Origin of the sequence: Spongiactinospora sp. TRM90649, assembly GCF_029382225.1 — a bacterium.
In the GTDB taxonomy this organism is placed as follows: Bacteria; Actinomycetota; Actinomycetes; order Streptosporangiales; family Streptosporangiaceae; genus Spongiactinospora.
In genome coordinates, this window is sequence record NZ_JARLTC010000006.1 from 1 (window position 1) to 20,808 (window position 20,808).

General features: G+C 71.1%; 10 protein-coding genes. 6 read left to right on the forward strand and 4 right to left on the reverse strand.

Translation table 11 applies throughout. The features are described 5' to 3' along the window. Nucleotides 1–895: 895 nt before the first annotated feature. On the forward strand, nucleotides 896–5,407 hold the full coding sequence (locus P3X83_RS07390) for an FG-GAP-like repeat-containing protein (protein WP_277304122.1): 4,512 nt from the start codon (nucleotides 896–898) through the stop codon (nucleotides 5,405–5,407). 239 nt (nucleotides 5,408–5,646) lie between these two features. On the opposite strand, the gene P3X83_RS07395 is transcribed toward P3X83_RS07390, so the two are convergent. The 4 genes from P3X83_RS07395 to P3X83_RS07410 all read right to left on the reverse strand — a co-directional run bounded on the left by P3X83_RS07395 (nucleotide 5,647) and on the right by P3X83_RS07410 (nucleotide 9,490). After that, nucleotides 5,647–6,411: a hypothetical protein gene (locus P3X83_RS07395; RefSeq protein ID WP_277304123.1), complete on the reverse strand. Its 765-nt coding sequence runs from the start codon at nucleotides 6,409–6,411 to the stop codon at nucleotides 5,647–5,649. 40 nt (nucleotides 6,412–6,451) lie between these two features. Next, complete coding sequence (locus P3X83_RS07400; RefSeq protein ID WP_277304124.1) at nucleotides 6,452–7,339, reverse strand: CPBP family intramembrane glutamic endopeptidase; 888 nt, start codon at nucleotides 7,337–7,339, stop codon at nucleotides 6,452–6,454. 382 nt (nucleotides 7,340–7,721) lie between these two features. Further along, a complete protein-coding gene (locus P3X83_RS07405) occupies nucleotides 7,722–8,840 on the reverse strand; it encodes an esterase-like activity of phytase family protein (protein WP_277304125.1) in 1,119 nt (372 codons plus the stop codon). Between the two features lie 335 nt (nucleotides 8,841–9,175). Beyond that, a complete protein-coding gene (locus P3X83_RS07410; RefSeq protein WP_277304126.1) occupies nucleotides 9,176–9,490 on the reverse strand; it encodes an NUDIX domain-containing protein in 315 nt (104 codons plus the stop codon). 361 nt (nucleotides 9,491–9,851) lie between these two features. On the opposite strand from P3X83_RS07410, the gene P3X83_RS07415 reads away from it, so the two are divergent. The 5 genes from P3X83_RS07415 (at nucleotide 9,852) to P3X83_RS07435 (ending at nucleotide 20,604) form a co-directional block, all read left to right on the forward strand. Beyond that, nucleotides 9,852–12,038: a carbohydrate-binding protein gene (locus tag P3X83_RS07415; protein ID WP_277304127.1), complete on the forward strand. Its 2,187-nt coding sequence runs from the start codon at nucleotides 9,852–9,854 to the stop codon at nucleotides 12,036–12,038. A gap of 212 nt (nucleotides 12,039–12,250) precedes the next feature. Next, nucleotides 12,251–13,747: a TIGR02677 family protein gene (locus tag P3X83_RS07420; protein WP_277304465.1), complete on the forward strand. Its 1,497-nt coding sequence runs from the start codon at nucleotides 12,251–12,253 to the stop codon at nucleotides 13,745–13,747. Next, the gene (locus P3X83_RS07425; protein WP_277304128.1) at nucleotides 13,744–14,883 is read left to right on the forward strand and encodes a TIGR02678 family protein; all 1,140 of its coding nucleotides are present in this window, start codon (nucleotides 13,744–13,746) and stop codon (nucleotides 14,881–14,883) included. The genes P3X83_RS07420 and P3X83_RS07425 overlap by 4 nt, the downstream gene beginning before the upstream one ends. Continuing rightward, complete coding sequence (locus tag P3X83_RS07430) at nucleotides 14,880–19,313, forward strand: TIGR02680 family protein (protein ID WP_277304129.1); 4,434 nt, start codon at nucleotides 14,880–14,882, stop codon at nucleotides 19,311–19,313. Before P3X83_RS07425 ends, P3X83_RS07430 begins: the two co-directional genes overlap by 4 nt. Before the next feature lie 4 nt (nucleotides 19,314–19,317). Further along, a complete protein-coding gene (locus P3X83_RS07435) occupies nucleotides 19,318–20,604 on the forward strand; it encodes a TIGR02679 family protein (RefSeq protein ID WP_277304130.1) in 1,287 nt (428 codons plus the stop codon). Nucleotides 20,605–20,808: the final 204 nt, after the last annotated feature.

Sequence of the window (20,808 nt, forward strand, 5' to 3'; positions counted from 1 at the left end):
TCCCGGGTCACACTGCTGGCGGGCACCACGGCGGCGGTCGTGGTGCTCATCGCGACACGCGGCCGGCTGGGTCACCGACCCGCCGGAGACCCCTGACGAGGAAATGAAGGCCCAGCCCCTGTGGCGCCGCCCCCGACGCCGGGAGGTGCTCGCCCACGGCCGCTCAGCGCTCAACGCGCTCGAACACGTCGTCCTTTCGCGCGGTGAAACGGACCTTAAGAACGGCCCCGGGGTGAAGGGTGCACGGGTGATCGACAGGCGCAGCCTGTCGGACATACGCCGATCGGGTGTTGATCACGCCCTCGTACTGGGCTGTCATGAGTCGGCGGCCTCGTATCACCTGGTCGGCACACTTGATCGGTCCGCCCCGGCAAGAACCGTCAGGTCGAGGTCTCGGATTCCCCCGGGTCGTCAGGGCCGTACCGCAACGCCTTCGATTGGAGGACCCATGAATCGGCTCCGAACCTGCACCACCGCTGCCGCGGCCATCATCGCCCTGGTGGGCATCACATCCACCGGGACGGCGAACACAGCGAGGGCATCCCTCTCCCAACCTGGGAGCGGAATTCCGTAGACGGGCACCGAACTGGCCTCGTGAACGTATCGCTCGCGCCGGCATCATGCGCCCTGCCGACTCAGGCGCCGACATACCAGCCGTTCGGGCTAACACCCACCCGAGCCCTTCACATCGGTGATCGTGATCACGCTCACCACTGTCATCACCGTTGTGAGGGCCGCCGGACCGGCCGTCACATTCAGCATGTCCCGCCATGATTTGCGCTGTCGCTCGCACATTTGAAGAGCGCTATCGGAAATGGAGATCATGTCTCTTTTATCGCCCACTATGGGGTCCTGCCCGGCCGTGCGACCACCTTTGCGGAGATGGCGACGCCGGATGGCCGACCTGCTGGCATTGACGCTCGTCGCCGGGCTCCTCGCAATCGTACCGGCGCCGTCCGCCCAGGCGGCCATCGCGCAGGGCGCGATGACCTGGAACCTTCAGGGCAAAGGGCAGAACGCCTGGGAAGTGCCCGATTTGATGGAGACCAATGACGTCACCGTCGCCGCCCTACAGGAAGTGGCCAACGGGCCCTTCATGGGACTCACTCCCACGAATCACAGGGTGAACTACGTCGACCCGGACGGTACGCCGTCGAGCCCGCCAACGTGGCAGGTCGAGCAATACACGCTTTCGGACGACTATGGAACCGCCTTTGTGATCCAGACCGGCTCCAACAATCGACGTTTGGCGATCGTCACCACCTTGGACGTCGCCAACGTCGCCACGGACGTGCATGTCCTCAACGTTCGGGAAGACTGGAAAGGCAAGCAGGGTTTTCCCGCCCTGGGAGTGAAGGTGGACGGCGCCTGGTACTACTCCATCCACGCCACCACGCAGCCGAGACGCGCCGACAACAACGCGAACACGCTGGTCGAGGACATCTCCAGTCTGCACGACAACACCGACAAAGGCGACTGGGCCGCGATGGGCGACTGGAACAGATATCCCAGCGAGGAGTCGGACGCCTACAAGGCTGCGGAGCGGAAACTCACCGGTAGCGCGAAGACCAATTTCCCCGGCCATCAGGCGGCCCTGGACACCGTCACGGACCTCGAAGACGACGAACGCATCATTTGGCAGGGCGCGAGGACCCACGATCACGGTGCCGAACTCGATTACATGGTGGCCAAGGGCGCGGATGACGGCTATGTCGCCACGCGAGCGACGTCCAAGTCGGGCTCCGATCATTGGCCGGTGTTCTTCAATCCTGCGGGCGATGACGATTCCGATACCTGTATGGGCGGTACATCACCGGCTCCGGCGAACGCGCCGCGCGCGGCCGCGTTGGAGGCGTGTCCCATCAACGACCTGCCGACCGCGGCCTTCTCGATGGGAGACAGCTACATCTCCGGTGAGGCGGGGCGCTGGCAGGGCAATGCCAACACCAGCTTGGGGGGTGATTCCTGGGGCACCGACCGGGCCGCCGGCGGCAGCCAGATCTATGAGAAGAACCGCGACGGCAGTGACGCCTGTCACCGCTCGGACGTCGCGGAGATCAAGGGCGCCGAGATCGCCGGGATCCCGCGCGATCGCATGTTCAACATCGCGTGCTCGGGTGCCGAGACCAAGCACCTGCTCTCGGAGTCCTTCAAGGGGGAGGCGCCGCAGATCGAGCAACTCGCCGGCTTCGCCGAAGAACTCGACGTGAACACGATCGCGGTGTCCATCGGCGGAAACGACCTCGGGTTCGCCGACATCGTGGAGAAGTGCGCGAAGGCCTTCATGCTCGGCCAAGGGGCCTGTCGTGACAGCGCCGACAGGTCTCTGCGCGACCAACTCGACGACGTGGGCGACGACGTCGGTCGTGTCCTGGCCGCGATCCGTGACACGATGGCCGAGGCCGGGCAGGACGAGACCTCCTACCGGCTCATCGTCCAGGGCTACCCGGCCCCGTTGCCTCCCGCCGATGAGATGCGGTATCCGGGCGACCACTACGACCGGTACACCCAAGGCGGCTGCCCCTTCTACGACGACGACCTGAGATGGACGCGCGACGGCGCCATCGACGGGATCAGCGCCATGCTGCGGAAGGCGGCCGATGACACGGGCGCGGCCTTCCTGGATCTGAAGGACGCGTTCGCCGGGCACGAACTGTGCGCGAAGACCGCCAGGCAGGCGAAGTCCGGCGAAACGTTGGGCAACCCGATGCCGAAGAACGAGGCCGAATGGGTCAGATTCGTCAACGGTTACACCACGCCGGGCGACAAGGCGGAGGGCATCCATCCGAACGCGCACGGCCAGGCCGCCCTCAGCGGCTGCCTCTCGGACGCCCTCCAGAGGATGGGAGTCTCGGAAGACACGCACCTCTCATGCGCAGGGCGGCGAGACTTTAAGATCCGCTCAATGGCTCTGGGCTCGTCCACCACCTGGGGCCAGGGCAGTTCACACGGCAACGGCTACCGGGAGGTCGCCGGCTTCGGGCTTCAGTGGATCGTCGACCACCAGAGCGGAGGCGGCGGCTCCACCTCTCTGGTGGACTGGGTCGGTTCGGTGAAGGTCGGCACGATGGCCGACCGGGACGTGGAAGGCTGGCGCGGGTTCCGGATCCACGAGATCGCCAAGAAGGCGGAGTGCGCCGTCAAGACCTACCAGCCCAACCTCATCACGTTGATCGCCGGAGGCAACGACGTCACCCAGGACTATGAGATGGGCGGCGCGATCGGGCGGCTGGAGTCGCTGATCGAGCAGATCAGCCGCGACGCTCCCGGCACCGTCGTGCTGGTGGCCGGGATCCAGCCCTACCACGACGCCGCCACCAACGCCCGTGGCAAGGCCTACAGCGCCCAGATCCCCGGCCTGGTGAACCGGCTGGCCGGGCGCGGCCTGCGCGTGGTCTACACCGACATCACCGCCCTGACCGGCACCGACACCGGCCCCGACGGCGTCCATCCCAACGACCAGGGCTATGAGAAGATCGGTGAGGCGTTCGCCAAGGCCGCGGTGGAGGCGAGGGACCGGAACTGGATCCGGCCGCCCAACCCCCAGGCGCCGGACGCCGGTTCCAACCCGTGTGGGTCCTGGGACGACGGCAGCGGCGGTCCGGAGACGGATCCGTACGACCTGGGCCAGTACTGGGAGGGCCGCGGCATCATCCAGTCTCAGGTACGGCCGGACGCGGTCAAGCTGTGGATGGTCGACATCGACCGCGACCGCAAGGCCGAGCAGGTGGTCGTCAAGCGCGACGGGTCATTCAAGTTCTACTGGAACGGCGGCCCCGATGGCGACGACTGGAAGCCGTTCACCGAAGGCGAGCACCCCTTCCGGCCGCACGCCGGCGCCAACGGCGACCTGTTGCGCTTCCCCGACCTGGACGGCGACGGGCACCCCGACTGCGCGTTCGTCAACACCGACGGCACGATGACGGTCTATCGGTGGGACTGGTCCAAACCGAAGGGCCAGCGGATGTGCGCGATCCGCTATGTGGGCGACCCTCACGTCCAGAACGACGGCAAGACGGGCGGCAAACTGACGCCCCCGGCAGGGGTGAAGGTCCGCTTCGCCGACGTCACCGGCGGAGGCCGCGACGACTTCGTGATCATCCGTCCCGACGGCACCACCACCGCGTGGTTCAACGAGAACTTCAAGACCGACCGCACCCTGCCGTACCTGGACTGGCAGCCGCTCAACCGGGTCGCCGCCAGTCGCGGCGAGTCCAGCGAGATCAGGAACGCCGACCTCAACGGCGATGAGCGCGACGACCGGATCCTGATCACCCCCGGTGGCGGCGCCAGAGCCTGGATCAACGAAGGCCCGCGGGGAGGGTTCTCCCACTATCGCGACATCGGCAAGATCGCCGACGATTCCGGAATCTCGCCTTTCGACGTCCACTTCCCCGACGTCGACGGCGACGGCAAGGCCGACTTCGTCCGCATGACCTCCGACGGCAGGATCAGCGCCTGGATCAACAAACTCCCGGCGGACTACTTCGACGCCTTCCACGGTTCGGGCGAACCCATGAACGAGCCGCGCAAACTCGGCCCGCACTGGGATCCCCGCGGTGTCATCCAGCCTGATACGCGTGCTGACGCGGTGAAGCTGTGGATGACCGACATCGACCGGGACCGTAAGGCCGAGCAGGTGGTGGTCAAGCGGGACGGGTCGTTCCAGTTCTACTGGAACAACGGTTCTTCCGGCGGGAACTGGAAGCCGTTCACGCCGGGTGAGCATCCGTTCCGGCCGCATGCCGGTGCCGACGGGGACAAGCTGCGTTTCCCGGACCTGGACGGTGACGGGCACCCAGACTGCGCGTTCGTCGAAACGGACGGCACCATGAAGGTCTACCGATGGGACTGGTCCAAACCCAAGGGCCAGCGGATGTGCGCCATCCCCTACGACGGCGACGCCAACGTCTACAACGAGGGCAAGACAGGAGGCAAGCTGGCACCTCCGCCAGGGTCGAAGGTTCGCTTCGCCGACATCACCGGCAGGGGCCGGGACGACTATCTGATCATCCGGCCGGACGGCACCACCGCCGTCTGGATCAACCAGAACTTCCAGAACAACGGCGAGCTGGCCTGGTTCGAGCCCATGCGCATCTTCGACGGCGGCGATGGCGACCGCGAGATCAGGCACGCCGACCTCAACGGCGACAACCTCGACGACCGGATCCTGGTCACCCCCGGCGGCGGCGCCAGAGCCTGGATCAGCGTACCCGGGGAACTCTTCTCCGCCTTCCGTGACATCGGCAAGATCGCGGAGGACTCCGGCGCCTCCCGCTTCGACGTCCACTTCCCCGACATCGACGGCGACGGCAAGGCCGACTTCGCCCGCATGACCTCCAACGGCCAGGTCACCGCCTGGCTCAACAAACTCCCCGACAACTACTTCGACACGTTCCATCCCTGATCCGCACCCGGCGACAGTAGAACCCTCGGCCCTCGGCGCTCCCCGCGCCGAGGGCCGAGCCCGGTCTGGATTCGCACGCCCTGCTCATCGGTGGAGCGGGTCGATGACGGCGTATCCGATCGGAGCGGGCTCGTCGGACGGACATAGGCCGAGGTCGTCCCCCGCCTCCGGTCGCCGGGGCTATCCGATCGGATGCTCAGGGGTGTCCAGCCAGATCCGCTGCCCGTCCTGGGTCACCATCATGCCGAACCGCTCTCGGCCGGCTCGCCCCATGCCACCCACCGGAAGTAGGCGTCGGTGACCTCGTCCCACACCGCCCGGTCGCCAAGCTGGTACACCTCGAACTCGTCGGCCCCGGTCTGGTAGGTGACCGCCGCCCATCGGCTCGGCGTCTCGGTGTCGACCACCCACAGCCGATACCCGTAGTCGTCCTCGGCGAAGGCGCGAAGCCCGCTGATCGCCGCCCTGGCCAGATCCGCCCCGGCCGGGGCGTCGCCGATGGTTCGGGGGTCGATCCTGGTGGTGGACCGGTGTCCGGTGCGGTCGTCGGCGTGCCAGGCGGGCATGCGCTGGGAGCGTATGGGCATGTAGGAGGCGAAGCCGGGGAACCGGCCGTGTGCGGTGCCGTCGGGCATGACGGTGAGGCGCAGCGCGTGGTCGGTGCCGAACTCCGGGCACCACGGGAGGACGATGATCCCGCCCGGCCGGGTCTGCTCGACCCAGGTGTAAGGGACGCGGCGGATGCCGCAGGTGACATGCACACGGTCGAACAACGCGCGGCCGGGGCAGCCGTCGGCGCCGTCTCCGATGACCAGGTGCGCCTGCCGTACGACGGGCTGGCCTATCTCGGGGGTCTGTGATCTCGGAGGTTCGAGGAAGCCGTGGGTGGGGTGCGGGGCCGGGGCCGCTGGCGACGAACCGGGGGTGAGCGGCCGTGGGCTCGCGATCGTGAAGGAACTCGCAGTGGACTTCGCCCATAACGAGCACCCCGTGACCGGGTACACCGTTTGGGTTCACCTGGACCTCACGGTGGCGCGGATTGGGTCAGACGCCACCGGAGATTGAGGGGCGTGATCGATCGGAGGTGGGTTCCGGAACCAGTGGTCTGTCTTCGGATGTCGGGCTCGTATATCTCTTGAACTGGCCGCTGAGGATGATCCAGGCGCTGAGCGCGGCGAGTGGGGCGGTGACGAGCAGGGTGACCGTGTTGATGTCGATGTTGTACAGAAGCATGCCGGTCAGTAGGAACAGCACCATGTTGTTGCCCGCGTGGGCCAGGCTCGCCGCCCAGATGGTGCCGCTGCGCAGTCGTAGCCAGGCGAGGATGATCTCCTGGAAGAGAAAGGAGATGGTCCAGACGAACAACCCGAGGGGGATGTTCCCGAACTCGATGTAGCCGACGAAGGCCAGCGGGTAGTGCCACACCGCCCAGATGAGCCCGGTGACGGTCACGGACAGAAGCGGGCGGTCGGTGAATACGCGCAACCTGAGATAGCTGGTCCAGCCGAATTCCTCTCCCCAATAGACTGGGATGAGGAGGACGACGACGGCCATCAGCAGGGAAAGCGATGCCCAGGCGGGCAGCCCCGCCACCATGGTGTTCAGTGGCGACAGATCCGGACGCCACAACCCCAAGGCCGCCGCCAGCCCGGCGGTCGCCATGACAAGGAGCAGCGGGCCTGCCCAGGCGGCGAGATAGTACGGCCACCCCGCGCGGAGCCGGAGCGCCAGTCCGGCGTCGCGGAACCCCTCTCTGGTGACCCAACGGCGGACGATGATCGCCGCGATGGCTGGAAAGAACCCCATCGGTAGTTGCACCAGGGGATTTACCAGGGACAGGTCCAAGAGGTATCGGGCCCCGAAGATGTAGGCCCAAGTCGCCCCGAAGCAGATGATAAGAAACGCCGCGATTCCTCTATTTTTCGTGCTCATTCGCAACCCTTTCGGCGCCTGGTATACAACGAGCACAGATCGTTTCAGGGGGGATTGTGTACCCGACTCGGCTTTTCGACCGAGAGTTGTCGGGGATGCATCGACCGTTCGGCCAAGTGTCGTGCCGGTGGCGCGAGCGTCGGGCGCAGCCCGACATAAGAAAGGCTGTCCGAGCGGAGCGAGGGCGATTGCGCGCGGAGCGCGTCCTCCCGCCGTCAGGCGGGGTGGGGGGGACCACAGAGCGTGTGCCTCCGGAGGTATGGCAGAACGCGTCCTCTCCGCCATCAGGTGAGGGAACGGGGAGCCTATCGCCGTCAGACGGGCCGGGAGGTGTGGGCCGCCCCTGGGGTGGGGCGGCCCGGGTGTGGTTGGGGCGGGGGAATCAGCAGTCGCGGGCGGCGAAGGCGAGGAAGCGGGTGGTCTCCGTGGGATCGAAGTTGTCGTCGGAGCCGAGCACCAGGGAGCATTCGCCGCTCGCCAGGCGGGGGCCGAAGGCGAGGGATTCCATGTTCTGCGCGGGCGGGCGGAACCGCGTGAGGTCGAGGACCAGGCGCTTGGTGACCGGCCGGTAGGCGGGACCCGTGGACAGCGAGTCGCGGGCCAGTACGTTGGTCGCGCCGCGCAGGTCGATCTCGTAGAGCCGCGCCGCGTAGCCCGCGCCCTCGATCCAGGAGCGTTCGAGGGCCAGGTAGCGGTGGGAGTCGAGGGCCAGGATCTCCGAGACCCCGGAGTCGCTCAGGCGTGCGGGCGGGACGGGCGCGGCGGGCAGCGGGTCGAGCGGGTAGGCGTACTGGGCGCGCGGGGAGCCGCCGCGGTTCCAGACGGTGATCCGGGCGGGTGCGCCGTGCTCGGCGGTCACCGGCTCGCCGTCCTGGTAGAGAGGGCCCTCGACGATCGCCGCGATGCCGTCAGGTGTGAACGTCAGGCCCTCGAAGCCGAAGTTGCGGCGCGGACCCCGGTCGGTGTCGGTCATGGTCAGATTGCGCGGCACCCGCAGTTCGCCGGCCTCACGGCCGTCCCGGCCCGCCCAGCGCACGGTGAGCCGGGACACCGGCACGGTGGTGCGCTCGTCGGGACGGTCGCCCTCACTGCCCCACAGCACCCGCCCGCTGGCCGGGTCGAAGCGGATCGTCTCCGGGTCGGGTGAGCCGGGCTTGCCGTACTCGGGGTAGGAGGACCCGTCAGGTGGCCGCAGGATGGCGACGCCGGTGAGGCGGACGCCGTCGAACCGGCCGGTCCTGCGATCGATGTCGAGCGCGCCGGTGTAGAAGCGCGGGGGCTGGTAGCGCCAGCGGTCGTCGGAGATGAAGTACCAGGTGCCGGTACGCGGGTCGCGATCGATGCCGGACAGCCCGCCGACGGTGGTGTCCTGGAACGGCATCTTGTGGGGGAGGGTCTGCTCGCCGAGGAACCGGGTGACGCGGAGGGCCGGACGGGTGTCCTCGGCGGGTACGGCCGCGCCGGTGGTCGCCAGCAGTACGGGCAGCAGGGCGAGGACCACTACCCTCCGCTTTGTTGACCGAATTCTCATTCTTCTCCTCGTGTCTTGGGAGACGGCGAAGACGATGAGATCGCACGGTTGGGAAGAAGTCCACGAAGCCATGCCGTCCGTTTGCGGAAATCGGCTCTGGCCTGTGGTTTCGCACCCCCAGAATCCCCGACCTAAAATGAAATAGCCGACAAATCCCATAAATGGGGGATTGTGTCATCCCGTCATTCGTCCGCCACCACCATGCCGGTGCGTACGAGACCGCGGCCCCCAACCGGGCGCGAGCGGCGGGACGCCGCCCGCGTACGCCGGTCATGGCGAGCGACGTCATGAGTGCGGTGATGTCGTTAGTGCGGTGATCGTGATCGGCGGGCGGAGCGGCCGGAGCCGCTGGTGTAGTCGAACGTGGCCACGAAACCGGGATCGACGGCCGGCGGATGCCGCCGGCCGATCTCCTCGGCCAGTTCACGCCCGAGCGCCCGCAGAAGATCCCCTCCGGCTTCGACGCCACCAGAGGGCAGTTCCTCGATGCCGCCCATGAAGTCGTCGGCACTTCGGCGCAGAATGAGCACCCGTCCACCGGAGTGGACGACAGCGCCGACCACGAGTTCGCCGATGCCATCACGGCGGGCATCGTCGATCAACAGCTCCAGCCGGATCACCACCTCACCCTGGTGCGGCAGTGGCGGCTGGTCCGGGGAAACGGTCACTGTGTCGCCGAGCATGGGGTGAATTGGGGCCTTGTTGGCCCTGACAGTGCCGGTTACGATGCGCAAAAGATTAGTAAAGTTTCCTAACGGAAAAGCCCTTTCGCTCTCTGTGAGGCCGCTCCACTCCGCGTTCCCCCTCCCAGGCGGCCTTGCCGTTCGACCAGCGGGTCACGCGATGCCGACCAGGACCTCGGCATGGCGGCGGCCCGGTGGTGCATACGACCCGGCCCGTGGCCGCCCGCCTGTGCACGGGGGGACGGCCGTGCGGGCGGGCATCGGCGCACTCCACCCCCCCTCTCCCAGGGAGTGTCACGTGAGATTACGTGTACTCATCCTCACGGTCCTGGCCGTCCTCGTGACGGGCCTGGGCCCTCCCGCGCCGGCGGAGGCCGACGCGGCACCGCAGACGAGCGTTCAAGGCGCCGCGGTCGAATGGGCGCCCTGGATCGCCTACACCGCCGGCACGATCGTCACCTACAACGGCGTCCAGTACCGGTGCCTGGTCAACCACACCTCCCTGCCCGGCTGGGAACCCCCCAACAACACGGCGATGTGGGAATCCCTCCTGCCCACGGCTCCGGCGAACCCGCGCGTCACCGGTGTCACCGCCGGCAGCGTCTCGCTGGCCTGGGACGCCTCCACCGGCACCGTCACCGGATACCGGGTCTACGAGGGCGGCACGCAGCGGGCGCAGGTCACCGCCACCACCCTCACCGCCACCTTCTCCGGCCTCGGCAAGTGCGAGACCCACAACTACACGATCAAGGCCTACAACGCCTACGGGGAGTCCGTGGGCGGTTACGTGAGCGCCACCACGCTCGGCTGCGTCCGGGTGCCCTGGGATCCCGCGACCGCCTATACCGCCGGGACGGTCGTCATCTACGACGGCGTCGTCTACCAGTGCCAGCTGAGCCACACCTCCATGCCGGGCTGGGAGCCTCCCAACGCCAGTCCGCTGTGGAAGGCCGTCCGCGCCTGGGAGCTCGCGGTCGCCTACGCCGCCGGGACGGTGGTCACCTACAACGGTTTCATCTATCAGGCCCTGCAGAACCACACTTCCGCCCCGGCCGGTAGGCCCGACGCCGAGCCGTCGCTGTGGCAGCGCGTCCCCCACAGCGACGACGTCGATCCCTCGTTCCCGGCGAACCTGCGCGTCACCGGCACCACCTTGAGCAGCGTCTCGCTGGCCTGGGACGCCTCCACCGACAACGTCCGCCTCGCCGGATACGAGGTCTACCGCAATGCCGCACTGGTGACCACCGTGACCGGCACCGGCTACACCGACTCGGGCCTGACCCCCTCCACCGCCTACACCTATATGCTGCGCGCCCGCGACAGCTCCGGTAATCGCTCGGCCGCCTCCTGGCTCACCGCGACCACCGCGCCGGTGGCGCCCGGCCAGCCCGGCAACCCCTGGGCGACCGCGACCGCCACCGGCATCACGCTGAACTGGAGCACGGCCGGCGGCGTCGTGGCCGGGTATCGGGTCTATGAGGGCGCCACGCAGCGCGCGCAGGTCACCGCCACCACCCTCACCGCCACCCTTGCCGGACTCAGCCCGTGTGAGACCCGCAAGTACACGATCAAGGCCTACAACGTCAGCGGGGAGTCGCCGGGCCGTGACTTGAGCGCCATCACGACCGGCTGCACCGGCCCCAACCCGAACCCCGCCAAGCTGCCCGGCGCCCCCTACCTGTCCATGGGCGTGACGTCCCCGTCCTACGTGCCCGCGATCATGGGCACCACCGGCGTCAAGTCGTTCACGATGGCCTTCATCCAGTCCGCGGGCGGCAACTGCTCGCCGGCATGGGACGGCGCGCGCCCGCTGACCGGCGGCCCCGACGCCGCCGCGATCAGCGCGATCACGTCCAGGGGCGGCCGAGTGGAGATCTCCTTCGGCGGCCCGTACGGCAACAAGCTCGGCCCGAACTGCTCGACCCCGACGGCCTATGCCAACGCGGTCCAGCAGGTCATCAGCGTTTTCGGCCCGGCCGTGACCGTGGTCGACTTCGACATGGAAGACATCGAGTGGGGGGACTACCTCGTCCAGGACCTCATCCTCAACGCCCTGAAGATCGTCAAGACGAGGAACCCGAACGTCAAGATCTCCGTCACCATCCCGACGCTCAAGACCGGCCTGCATGTCCAGGGCCTTCGCCTGGTCAACCAGGCCAAGGCGCTGGGCGTTCCGATCGACGTCTACACGATCATGGCGTACGACTTCGGCGGGAAGGACATGTACCAGGACACCGTCAACGCCTCCGAGGGGCTCAAGAGCACTCTGAAGAGCGTGTTCGGCTGGAGCGACGCCGAGGCCTACGCCCACATGGGCATCTCGGGCATGAACACGATGTCCAATAGGGGAGAGCCCACGACCCCGGCCATGTGGACCCAGATCCGCGACTGGGCCAGGGTCAAGGGCCTGGCCCGGCTCAGCTTCTGGGCGGTCCACCGCGAGCCGTCCGGATGGCCGTTCTCCAAGATCACCGCCGACTTCTGACGGCACGACCACACCACGACACGACACCGGGGGGCGGGCACTCACCCGCCCCCCGCCGAGCCGTCAGGGTCCGGTGGGCGGGGAGCGCATCCGCCTGCCGGAAGGCGGGTGTTCGGGGAGCGCGTCATGCCTGCCGGGGGCGACGCGTGTGGGCGCGTGGTGCAACCGGGCGCGGGCGGCGTTCGATTCCCCTACGGTTGGACAACGTGGACATGTCCGAGGGCGCGCTCGAACGGCTCGACGCCTACGCGTACCTCAGCGTGCCCGACCACGCGTCCAGGGCCGCCTACATCGCGATCATGCGCGTGTTCACCTCCAGCCTGCTGGCCGACCTCGCCGCTCCCGAGGTGGCCGCGCGGGTCGCCGAGCGCGGCGTCGTCCTCGACGCCGACGGCGCGGCCGATCGTCTCGCCCAGCTCGCCCGGTGGGGCAACCTCGCGCCCAGCGGCCACGCGGTGCGGGTCACGAGCATCGCGGAGTACCACAGGTCCCGTTCCCGCTACCAGGTGACGCAACTCGGCGAGCGCATCCAGCGGCACGCCGACGAGGTGATGGCCGGGGCCGACGCCGCCCGCGAGGTCAGCAGGGAACTGCTCGGCCTGGTGGCGAGGGGGCTGGCCGAACTGGCCGGGCTGGTCGCCGCCCCGGGCGGCGCGGAGGCCCAGGAGGCGCTTGAGCGGATCTCGACGCTCTTCGCCCAGTTCGCCGGGTTCGCCGACTCGGTGCGCGACTTCTACGCCTACCTTGGCCAGGTGCTGTTCCGGTACGACCTCGACGGCGCCGAGTACATCGGTTTCAAGGAACTGCTGCTCGACTACGTCGAGTCGCTCACCGACGACGTCGGGCACCACGCCCCGCGCATCGCGGCGAGCATCGAGGAGCTGTGGCCCGCCCTGCCCGCGCTGCTGGCCCGGGTCGACGCCGCCGACCGCGGTCTGTCCGGGCTGGCCGAGGCGGGCGGCACGCAGGTGCTGCGCAGCCGGGGACGAGCGCTCGACGACTGGCGGGAGCTGCGCGCCTGGTTCCTGGACGACGGCACGGAGATCAGCCAGGTCGCCCAGCTCCGCGACGCCACCCTCAAGGCCCTGCAGGCGCTGCTGGCCAACGCCAAGCGGATGATCCGCTCCTCGACCGGCGAGCTGTCCCGCAGGAAGGACCTGCTGCGCCTGGCCAGGTGGTTCGACGAGGCCGACGACGCCACCGCGCACGACCTGATGGTGGCCGCGTTCGGCCTGTACGGCTCGCGCCACCTCGGCGTCGTCGGCGACCTCGACGCCCCCGCCACCGCGAGCTGGTGGCACGCCGCCCCGGTAGAGGTCCCCGTCTCGCTGCGCGAACGCGGCAGCCGGGGCGTGCGCGGGCGCACCTCCGGTGTCGAGGACCACTCCCGGCAGAAGGAACGCCTGCGGGCGCGCGCCGAGCAGGAGGCGAACGCGCGCCAGGCCGCCGCCGCCGAGCTGCGGCGGCTGCACTCCGTACGGCTGTCGCCCGCCGCCACCGGACTGCTGCTGGAACTCCTCGCCAAGGCGATGTCCGCCGCGGCTCCCGGCTTCAGCGAGGCCGAGGCGGGCGACCTCGATCTCGACCTGATCCTGCGGCTCCGCCGCGCGGCCCACGACACCACCGTGCCCGGCGCGGACGGCGACCTGGTGCTGCACGACCTGGCCGTCGAAGTGGCCGCGCTGAGCGCCGCCGGTGACACCGGATGAGTGCGGATCATGACGTGGCGCTGGCCGCCGAGCGACGCGCGGCCGTGCGTCTGCTGCTGGCCGAACCACTGGTCACCGCGCGCTCGCATCCGGACCGGTTCCCGCTCGTGCGGCGGCACGCCGAGTGGCTGTCCGCGCAGTTCACCCAGGTGCTCGGCTACCGCCTGGTGGTGGAGGCGGGCTTCGCGCGGCTCTACAAGGCGGGGCTGGGGGCCGGCTCAGGCCGCCGCCTGACCCGGCGCAGCGGCGCGCCGTTCACCCCGCGCGCCTACGCCTACCTGGCGCTCACCCTGTCGGTGCTGGTCACCGCGTCCGAGCAGCTCCTGCTCAGCGAGCTGGTCGCGCGGGTCAGGTCGGCGGCGGCGGAGGCGGGCATCGATCCCGGCGAGCCGAACCGCGCGGCCGAACGGCGTGCGCTGGTCGCGGCGCTGCGCCGTCTCGTCGCCTGGGAGGTGCTGGCCGAGGACGACGGCACCGTCAACTCCTACGCCGACGACGACCGCGCCGAAGCGCTGGTCACCGTGGACCGGGAACTGGCACGCCGGATGGTCGCGGGCCCGATCGGCCGGGCGTCGGGCGCGGCCGGCCTGATCGAGCTGGCCGCCGACCCCGGGTACGGCGAGGCGCGGCACCGCGTGCGCCGCCTGCTCGTGGAGACCCCCGTCGTCTACCAGCACGACCTGACCGAGGCCGAATGGGCCTGGCTGCGCCGCAACCAGCGGCGCGAGGCCACGGTGATGGCGGGCTTCTGCGGGCTGGAGGCGGAGATCCGGGCCGAGGGGGTGGCGCTGGTCGATCCCGAGGAGGAGCTGACCGACGTGGAGTTCCCCGGCGGCGGGACGGTCGCCTGGGCCGCGCTGCTCCTGGCGGGACGCCTGGCCGACGAGCTGCGCCCGCCGTCCGGGGAACCGGTGACCGGGGTGCCGATCCCGCCGGACCTGATCCGGCGGGTGCTGGCCGAACTGACCGCCAGGTACGGCACCGCGTGGAGCGGCGCCCACGTCGGCGACCCCGACCTGCTGGCCCGCGAGACCCTCGACCTGCTCGCCCGGATGCGGCTCGTCGGGCGAGGTGACCCGCCCGTGCTGCTGCCCGCCGCGGCGCGCTACTCACCGAAAGTGGGGGAGAAGCAGTGACCGACCAGCCCGCTGACCGTTCCGAGCCGGCCCCGGCCCAGGGCCGCTACCGGCTCTCCCGGGCGGGCATCCTGAACGTCTGGCAGTACGACCACCAGGAGTTCGAGTTCGGCGGCGGACGGCTGCTGCTGCGCGGCAAGAACGGCGCGGGCAAGTCCAAGGCGCTGGAGATGCTGCTGCCGTACCTGCTGGACGGCGACGCCCGCCGCATCGACGCCGCCGCGACCGGCCGCACCACGCTCAAGTGGCTGATGCTCGACGGCTGGTCCGGCACCAACAAGCTGGGCTACCTGTGGGTCGAGTTCCTCATGGACGGCGGGACGCGGGTGACCCTCGGTGCGGGGATCAAGGCGTCGGCGGCGTCGGGGCAGGCCAAGGCGACGTTCTTCGTCACCGGCAAGGTGGTGGGCACGGACCTCGCGCTGGTGCGCGACGGCCGTCCGCTGCCGCTGGACACGCTGCGGTCCGAGGTCGGCTCCGACAACTGCTTCGACTCCGTCGCCGAGTACCGGGCGCGGGTGGCGAAGGAACTGTTCGGGCTGACCGACGCGGGGCGCTACCGCAACCTCACGCACCTGCTCTACCGGCTGCGCCAGCCGACGATCGGCGACCGCATCGAGGACGGCAGGCTGGAGGCGGTGCTCGCGGACGCGCTGCCCCCGGTGGACGACGACGTGATCGACAAGGTCGCCCGCAACCTGGACGACCTCGACGACGTGCGCGACCAGCTCGGACGCCTGGAACAGACCGACACGGCGCTCGCGGCGTTCCTCACCTCCTATCGCGGCTACCTGCACGGGGTGCTGCGGCGCAGGGCGGGCGTGGTGCGCGAGCACCTGTCGGCGCTGAGCGCGGCCCGGCGGCGGGCGGGCGACGCCGAGCGCGAGCTGACCAGGCGGGCCGAGGAGGAGCGCGAGGCGGAGACGGCCCACGCTGAACTGCTCAGGGGGCGGGAGGAGGCCGAGGCCGACCTGCGCGCCCTGCACGACAGCGCGGCCTATCGGGGGCTCTCCGAGCTGCGCGAGCGCCGCGCGACGGTGCGGGCGCTGTCGGCGGGGGCCAGTGCGGCCTGGGCCACGGCGGCCCTGGCCAGGGACGGCGAGGCCGCCGCCGCGTCGCGCCTGGCGGACGAGACCGAACGCGCCGCCGCCCAGCTCGGCGAACTGCGCGGCCTCCTCCGCGAGACCCGCGCCACCGCCCGCCGCGCGGGCATCGAGGACGCCCACTTCGGCACCGTCCCCGACCCCCTCCCCGCGCAGCACGGCACGGCCGGGAGGCGCGCGAGCGGCGCGACGGCCCCGCCGCCGGCAGACGACCCCACCGACGGCCCGGCGCATGGCTCGGCCGATGGGGCGGATGGTCCGGTCGGTCGGGTGGCCTCCGCGTCTGCGGGCGGGCCCGTAGACCGTGGCGTGCGTAGAGCGGGCGCGGGGATGCGGGGGCGGCGGTTGGTGGACGTCGAGGGGGAGGTGCATGAGTTCGCGGAGCATCCGGTGCGGGCGTTGGACGGCGCGGCCGTGCGGGGTGGGCTGGGGGAATGGCGGCGGGCGCTCGGAGACGCCGGGCGCATCGTCAGGCAGCGCGACCGGCTGGCCGCCGAGCTGGCGGAACTGCTGGGAAAGGCGGCGCGGGCCGAGGCGGACGCCCGCGAGCTGACCGCCGACGCCGAACGGCTGGGCGGCCAGCTCGAAGAGGCCCAGGACCGGCGGCTCGCGCGGGAGGAGGAGGCGTCCACCGCCGCCTCCGCCTACCGTGACGCCGTCCTCACCTGGGCCCTACGGCTGGACGCGATGACCTCCGGCCTGGGCGGCGAGGTGCGGGAGCTGGTCGCCGACGAACCTCCGCGCGACGTCGCCGGGCACGTACGGCGCGCCGCCCGCGCCGCCGTGGACCCCCTGCTGGCCCGGCTCGACCAGGACCGCGACGCCGTCCGCGACCAGGAGCGCCGGCTCGTCGACCAGCTCGCCGGGCTGCGCGCCGAACGCGCCCACATCGAGGCGGTGGCCGACCCCGAGCCGCCCCGCTCGCGCTACTCGACCGCCGCCCGCGACACCGGCGGTCTGCCGTTCTTTCTGGCCGTCGACTTCCAGCCGGGTGTCTCCGACGACCACAGGGCCGGGATCGAGGCCGCACTCGAAGCGTCCGGCCTGCTGTCCGGCTGGCTCACCGCCGAGGGTGTGACGCCCGACCCCGATACCCCTGACCTGCTGGTCGGGGCGGTCCCTGCGGCGGAGCGGGTGGACGGCCCGACGCTGGCGGGCGTGCTGCGCCCGCTGACCCCGGCCGCCGCACGCGTGCTGGAGGCCGTCGGTCTCGGCGAGTCCGACGACGCCGAGGAGCAACTCGCCGTGACCGGTCTGGGCGACCGCACGGTGAACCACGCCGCCCCTGACGTGTCGGTGTGGCCTGCGGGCGGCCCGGCGCGGCGGCCCGCGAGCTGGATGGGCATCGACGGCCGGTGGCGTCTCGGAGTGGCGAGCGGACGGCACGCCAAGCCCGCCGCCGAGTACATCGGCGCGGCGGTGCGGGCCGAGACCCGCCGCAGGCGGCTGGCCGAGCTGGCGGAGCGGATCGCCACCGTGGAGGCCGAGGTCGAGGGGCTGCGCGCCCGCCGTACGTCGGTGGAGCGGCAGCGGGCCGACGCCGCAGAGGCTCTGGCCGCCCAGCCGGACGCCCGGGGCCTGGAGGCGGCTTGGATCCGCCTGGACGAGGCCCTTCAGCAGGCCGTACGCCTGGCCGCCCAAGCCGAGAAGGCCCGTCGCGAGGCCGAGCGGGCCAGGTCAGGGGCGGGGGCGCTGCGGATGCGGGCCGAGGCCGACGCTTCGGCGAACGAGCTGCCCGCCGACGAGGGGCCGCTGCGGGCGTTGCGCGGCCTGCTCGACCGCCTGTCGGGCGCGGTGGGCCTGCTCGACCGTGACGCCGCCCGCACGCTCGCCCAGCTCGACCGGCATGACGCCGAGCTGGCGGCCTTCTCCGCGGCGGTGGAGACCCGCGACCGCAGCGAGGACGCCTATACCGTGGCGCACGGCGAGTTGACCACCGCCGCCAGGGAACTGGACCAGCTTGAGCGAACCGTCGGCGCGGGCGAGCGGGAGCTGCTGGCCCGGGAGGCCGACGCGCGGGGACGCCTGGAGCGCGCCGTGCGCGAGCTGCCCGAGCTGGACCGGCGCACCCGCCGATCGCGTGATGACCGGGTGGCCGCCGTGGTGCTGCGCGACACGCGGATCACCGAGCTGCGCGACCAGGAGCAGGCGGTGATCGCCGGGGGCTCCCAGTTGCGCGACCCGCTCGGCGCGTCCGGTCTGGCGTTGGCGGCGGGGCTGGAAGAGGGCGGCCCAGAAGGCGGCCCAGAAGGCGGCATGGAGTTCGTCGAGGAGTACGACCGGGCGCAGGAGGGCGAGGTCAGGTCGCGGGTGCAGGCGTTGCGGGCGTTGGCCGACGCCGTGGAGGGCAGGCTCGGCAGAGCCGCCGACGACGTCGGCGACACGCTGATCCTGCGGCGGGCAGAGGAACTGCGCGACGGCCTGGCCGGGGGCTACGACGCCGAGGCCGCAGAGCACGACGGGATCAAGCGGTTCACCCTCAACGACGACACCGGCGCGCACGACGTGGCGATCGTGGGCCGCCGGATCCGGGTCGCGGCGGCCGAGGCCCGTGACAAGCTGGCGGTGCGCGAACAGGAGGCGTTCGAGCGGTTCCTGCTGGGCGAGCTGGGCGACCACCTGTCCCGCCAGGTGCTGGCTGCCGAGCAGCTCATCGCGGCGATGAACGACACGCTGCGCGAGGTCCGCACCTCGCACGGGCTGGGCGCGCGGCTGGTGTGGCGGCTGGCCGAGAGCGCGGACGCCGACGTGCGGGTGGCGTCGGAGCTGCTGCGGCGCGCGTCGGCGCTGCGCACGAGGGGGGAGTCGGAGCGGCTCCGCGACGCGCTGCGCCGCCGGATCGAGGACTTCCGCCGCGCCGATCCGACGGCGGGCTACGCCGTCCACCTGAAGGGCGCGCTGGACTACCGGTCGTGGTTCGAGTTCTCCGTCTTCGTGACGGACGCCGCCCACCCGGACCGCGAGCGCAAGCTGGGCCGCCGCACCGCGATGAGCCAGGGCGAGCAGCGGGTGATGGCCTACCTGGTGCTGTTCGCCGCGGCCGCCGCGCACTTCTCCTCGCTCGGCAGGCACGCTCCGCACACCCCCAGGCTGATCCTGCTGGACGACGCGTTCGCCAAGGTGGACGAGCCGACCCACGGGCGGCTGCTCGGCCTGCTCGTCGATCTCGACCTGGACTTCGTGCTGACCAGTGAGCGGCTGTGGGGCTGTTTCGCGACCGTCCCGGCGCTGCACGTCTATGAGGTGCTGCGCGACCCGTCGGCGCGCGGGGTGGCCGCGCTGCACTACCACTGGGACGGCAGGCGCAAGCATCTGATGGGGGAGTGAGCCGGTGGAGCCGCTGGCGTTCCTGGCGCAGCCCGCGTTCGCCAGGATGTGGACGGCGGTGCGCCACCGTCTGGAGCGGGAGGGCCTGGCCGTCCGGGGCAGGGTACGGCTGGCGGACCCGGCCCCCGAGGAGCGGGAGGCGATCGGGCTGCTGCTCGGCCCGGTGCGGCACCGTGGCGACCTTTGGGTGTCGCTGCCCGACCTCGACGCCCGGCTGCGGGTGTCGGCGGCGGGGGCGGGGCTGCTCGATGTGGTGCCGCTGCTGGGCGGCGGCCCGTTGGTCGATCGCCCGGGGCTGCGCGCGGCGAAGGCGTCGGCGCGGGAACAGGCCTGGGCGGAGGTGGAGGCGGCGCTCGCGCCGTCCGGACTGGGGGAGTGGGCCGGGGAGTGGATCGCCGAGGTGCGCCGCGCGGGCGTGGTGGCGAGGCTCACCCCCGAGAACGCCGTGCGGCTGCTCCACCAGGCGGTCGCGGTCCTGGCCGAGCTGGAACTCGCTCAAGACGCCCGGCGGGGGCGGGCGGAGCTGGCCGCACGGTACACGGGCACCGCGCACGGCCTGGACGACGACACCCCGCTGTCACGGGTGGTGCTGCGCGGGCTGGCCGCGCGTGCGGGCCGGGCCGTGCCCACGGGCGCGGCCGAACGGCGGGCGTTGTGGGCGGAGGCGGGCGTGGCGGTGGACGCCGTCTCACAGACCGTGCTGACCTACGGCCTGCGCCCCACCGGCCGGGATCTGCGCTCCCGGCAGCTCGCCGAACGCTCGCGTGCCTGCGCCGAGACCCACCTGACCGCCCGTGACCTGCGCGTCCAGCCGATCGCGCTGCCGCCGGGCACGCTGGTCCGGATCTGCGAGAACCCCAGGGTCGTCGAGGCCGCCGCCGACGCGGCGTGCGCGGCCCCGCTCGTCTGCGTCAACGGCAACCCGGCGACCGTCGTGTTCACCCTGCTCGACGCCCTGGCCGCGACCGGCGCGCTCTTCGCCTACCACGGCGACTTCGACTGGCCGGGCATCGCCATCGCCGCCCGCGTGCTGGCCCGCTACCAGGCCGTACCGTGGCGTTTCCGCGCGCGGGACTACGAGGACGCCGTGGCCGAGGTCCGTGAGCGGGACGCCCCGGAGCGTGCCCTGTCCGGCCCGGCGGCCCCGACCCCCTGGGATCCGGCGCTCGCCACCGCGATGGAGGCGGCCGGGGTCGCCGTCCACGAGGAGTCCGTCCTCGCGACGCTACTCGCCGACCTGGCCGAGGGCGAACGCGAGGGTCTTGGCCGTGCCGACGTCCATGGCCGGTGACTTGGCCACGACCAGGTTCCCCCCGGCGTTTCGGCGGCGGCGGGCGTCAGCGTCAGGCGCTCGGGCGGCCCGCCGTCCTCGGCCCACTCGCACACCACCGACCGCACCCGCGCCGACGCGCGCACCCGCAGCTCGACGTCCTGGCCGTCCATGGGCAGCGCGGGGACGCGCTGGTCGCCGGTCTCGGCGTAGGGATGGCCCGAC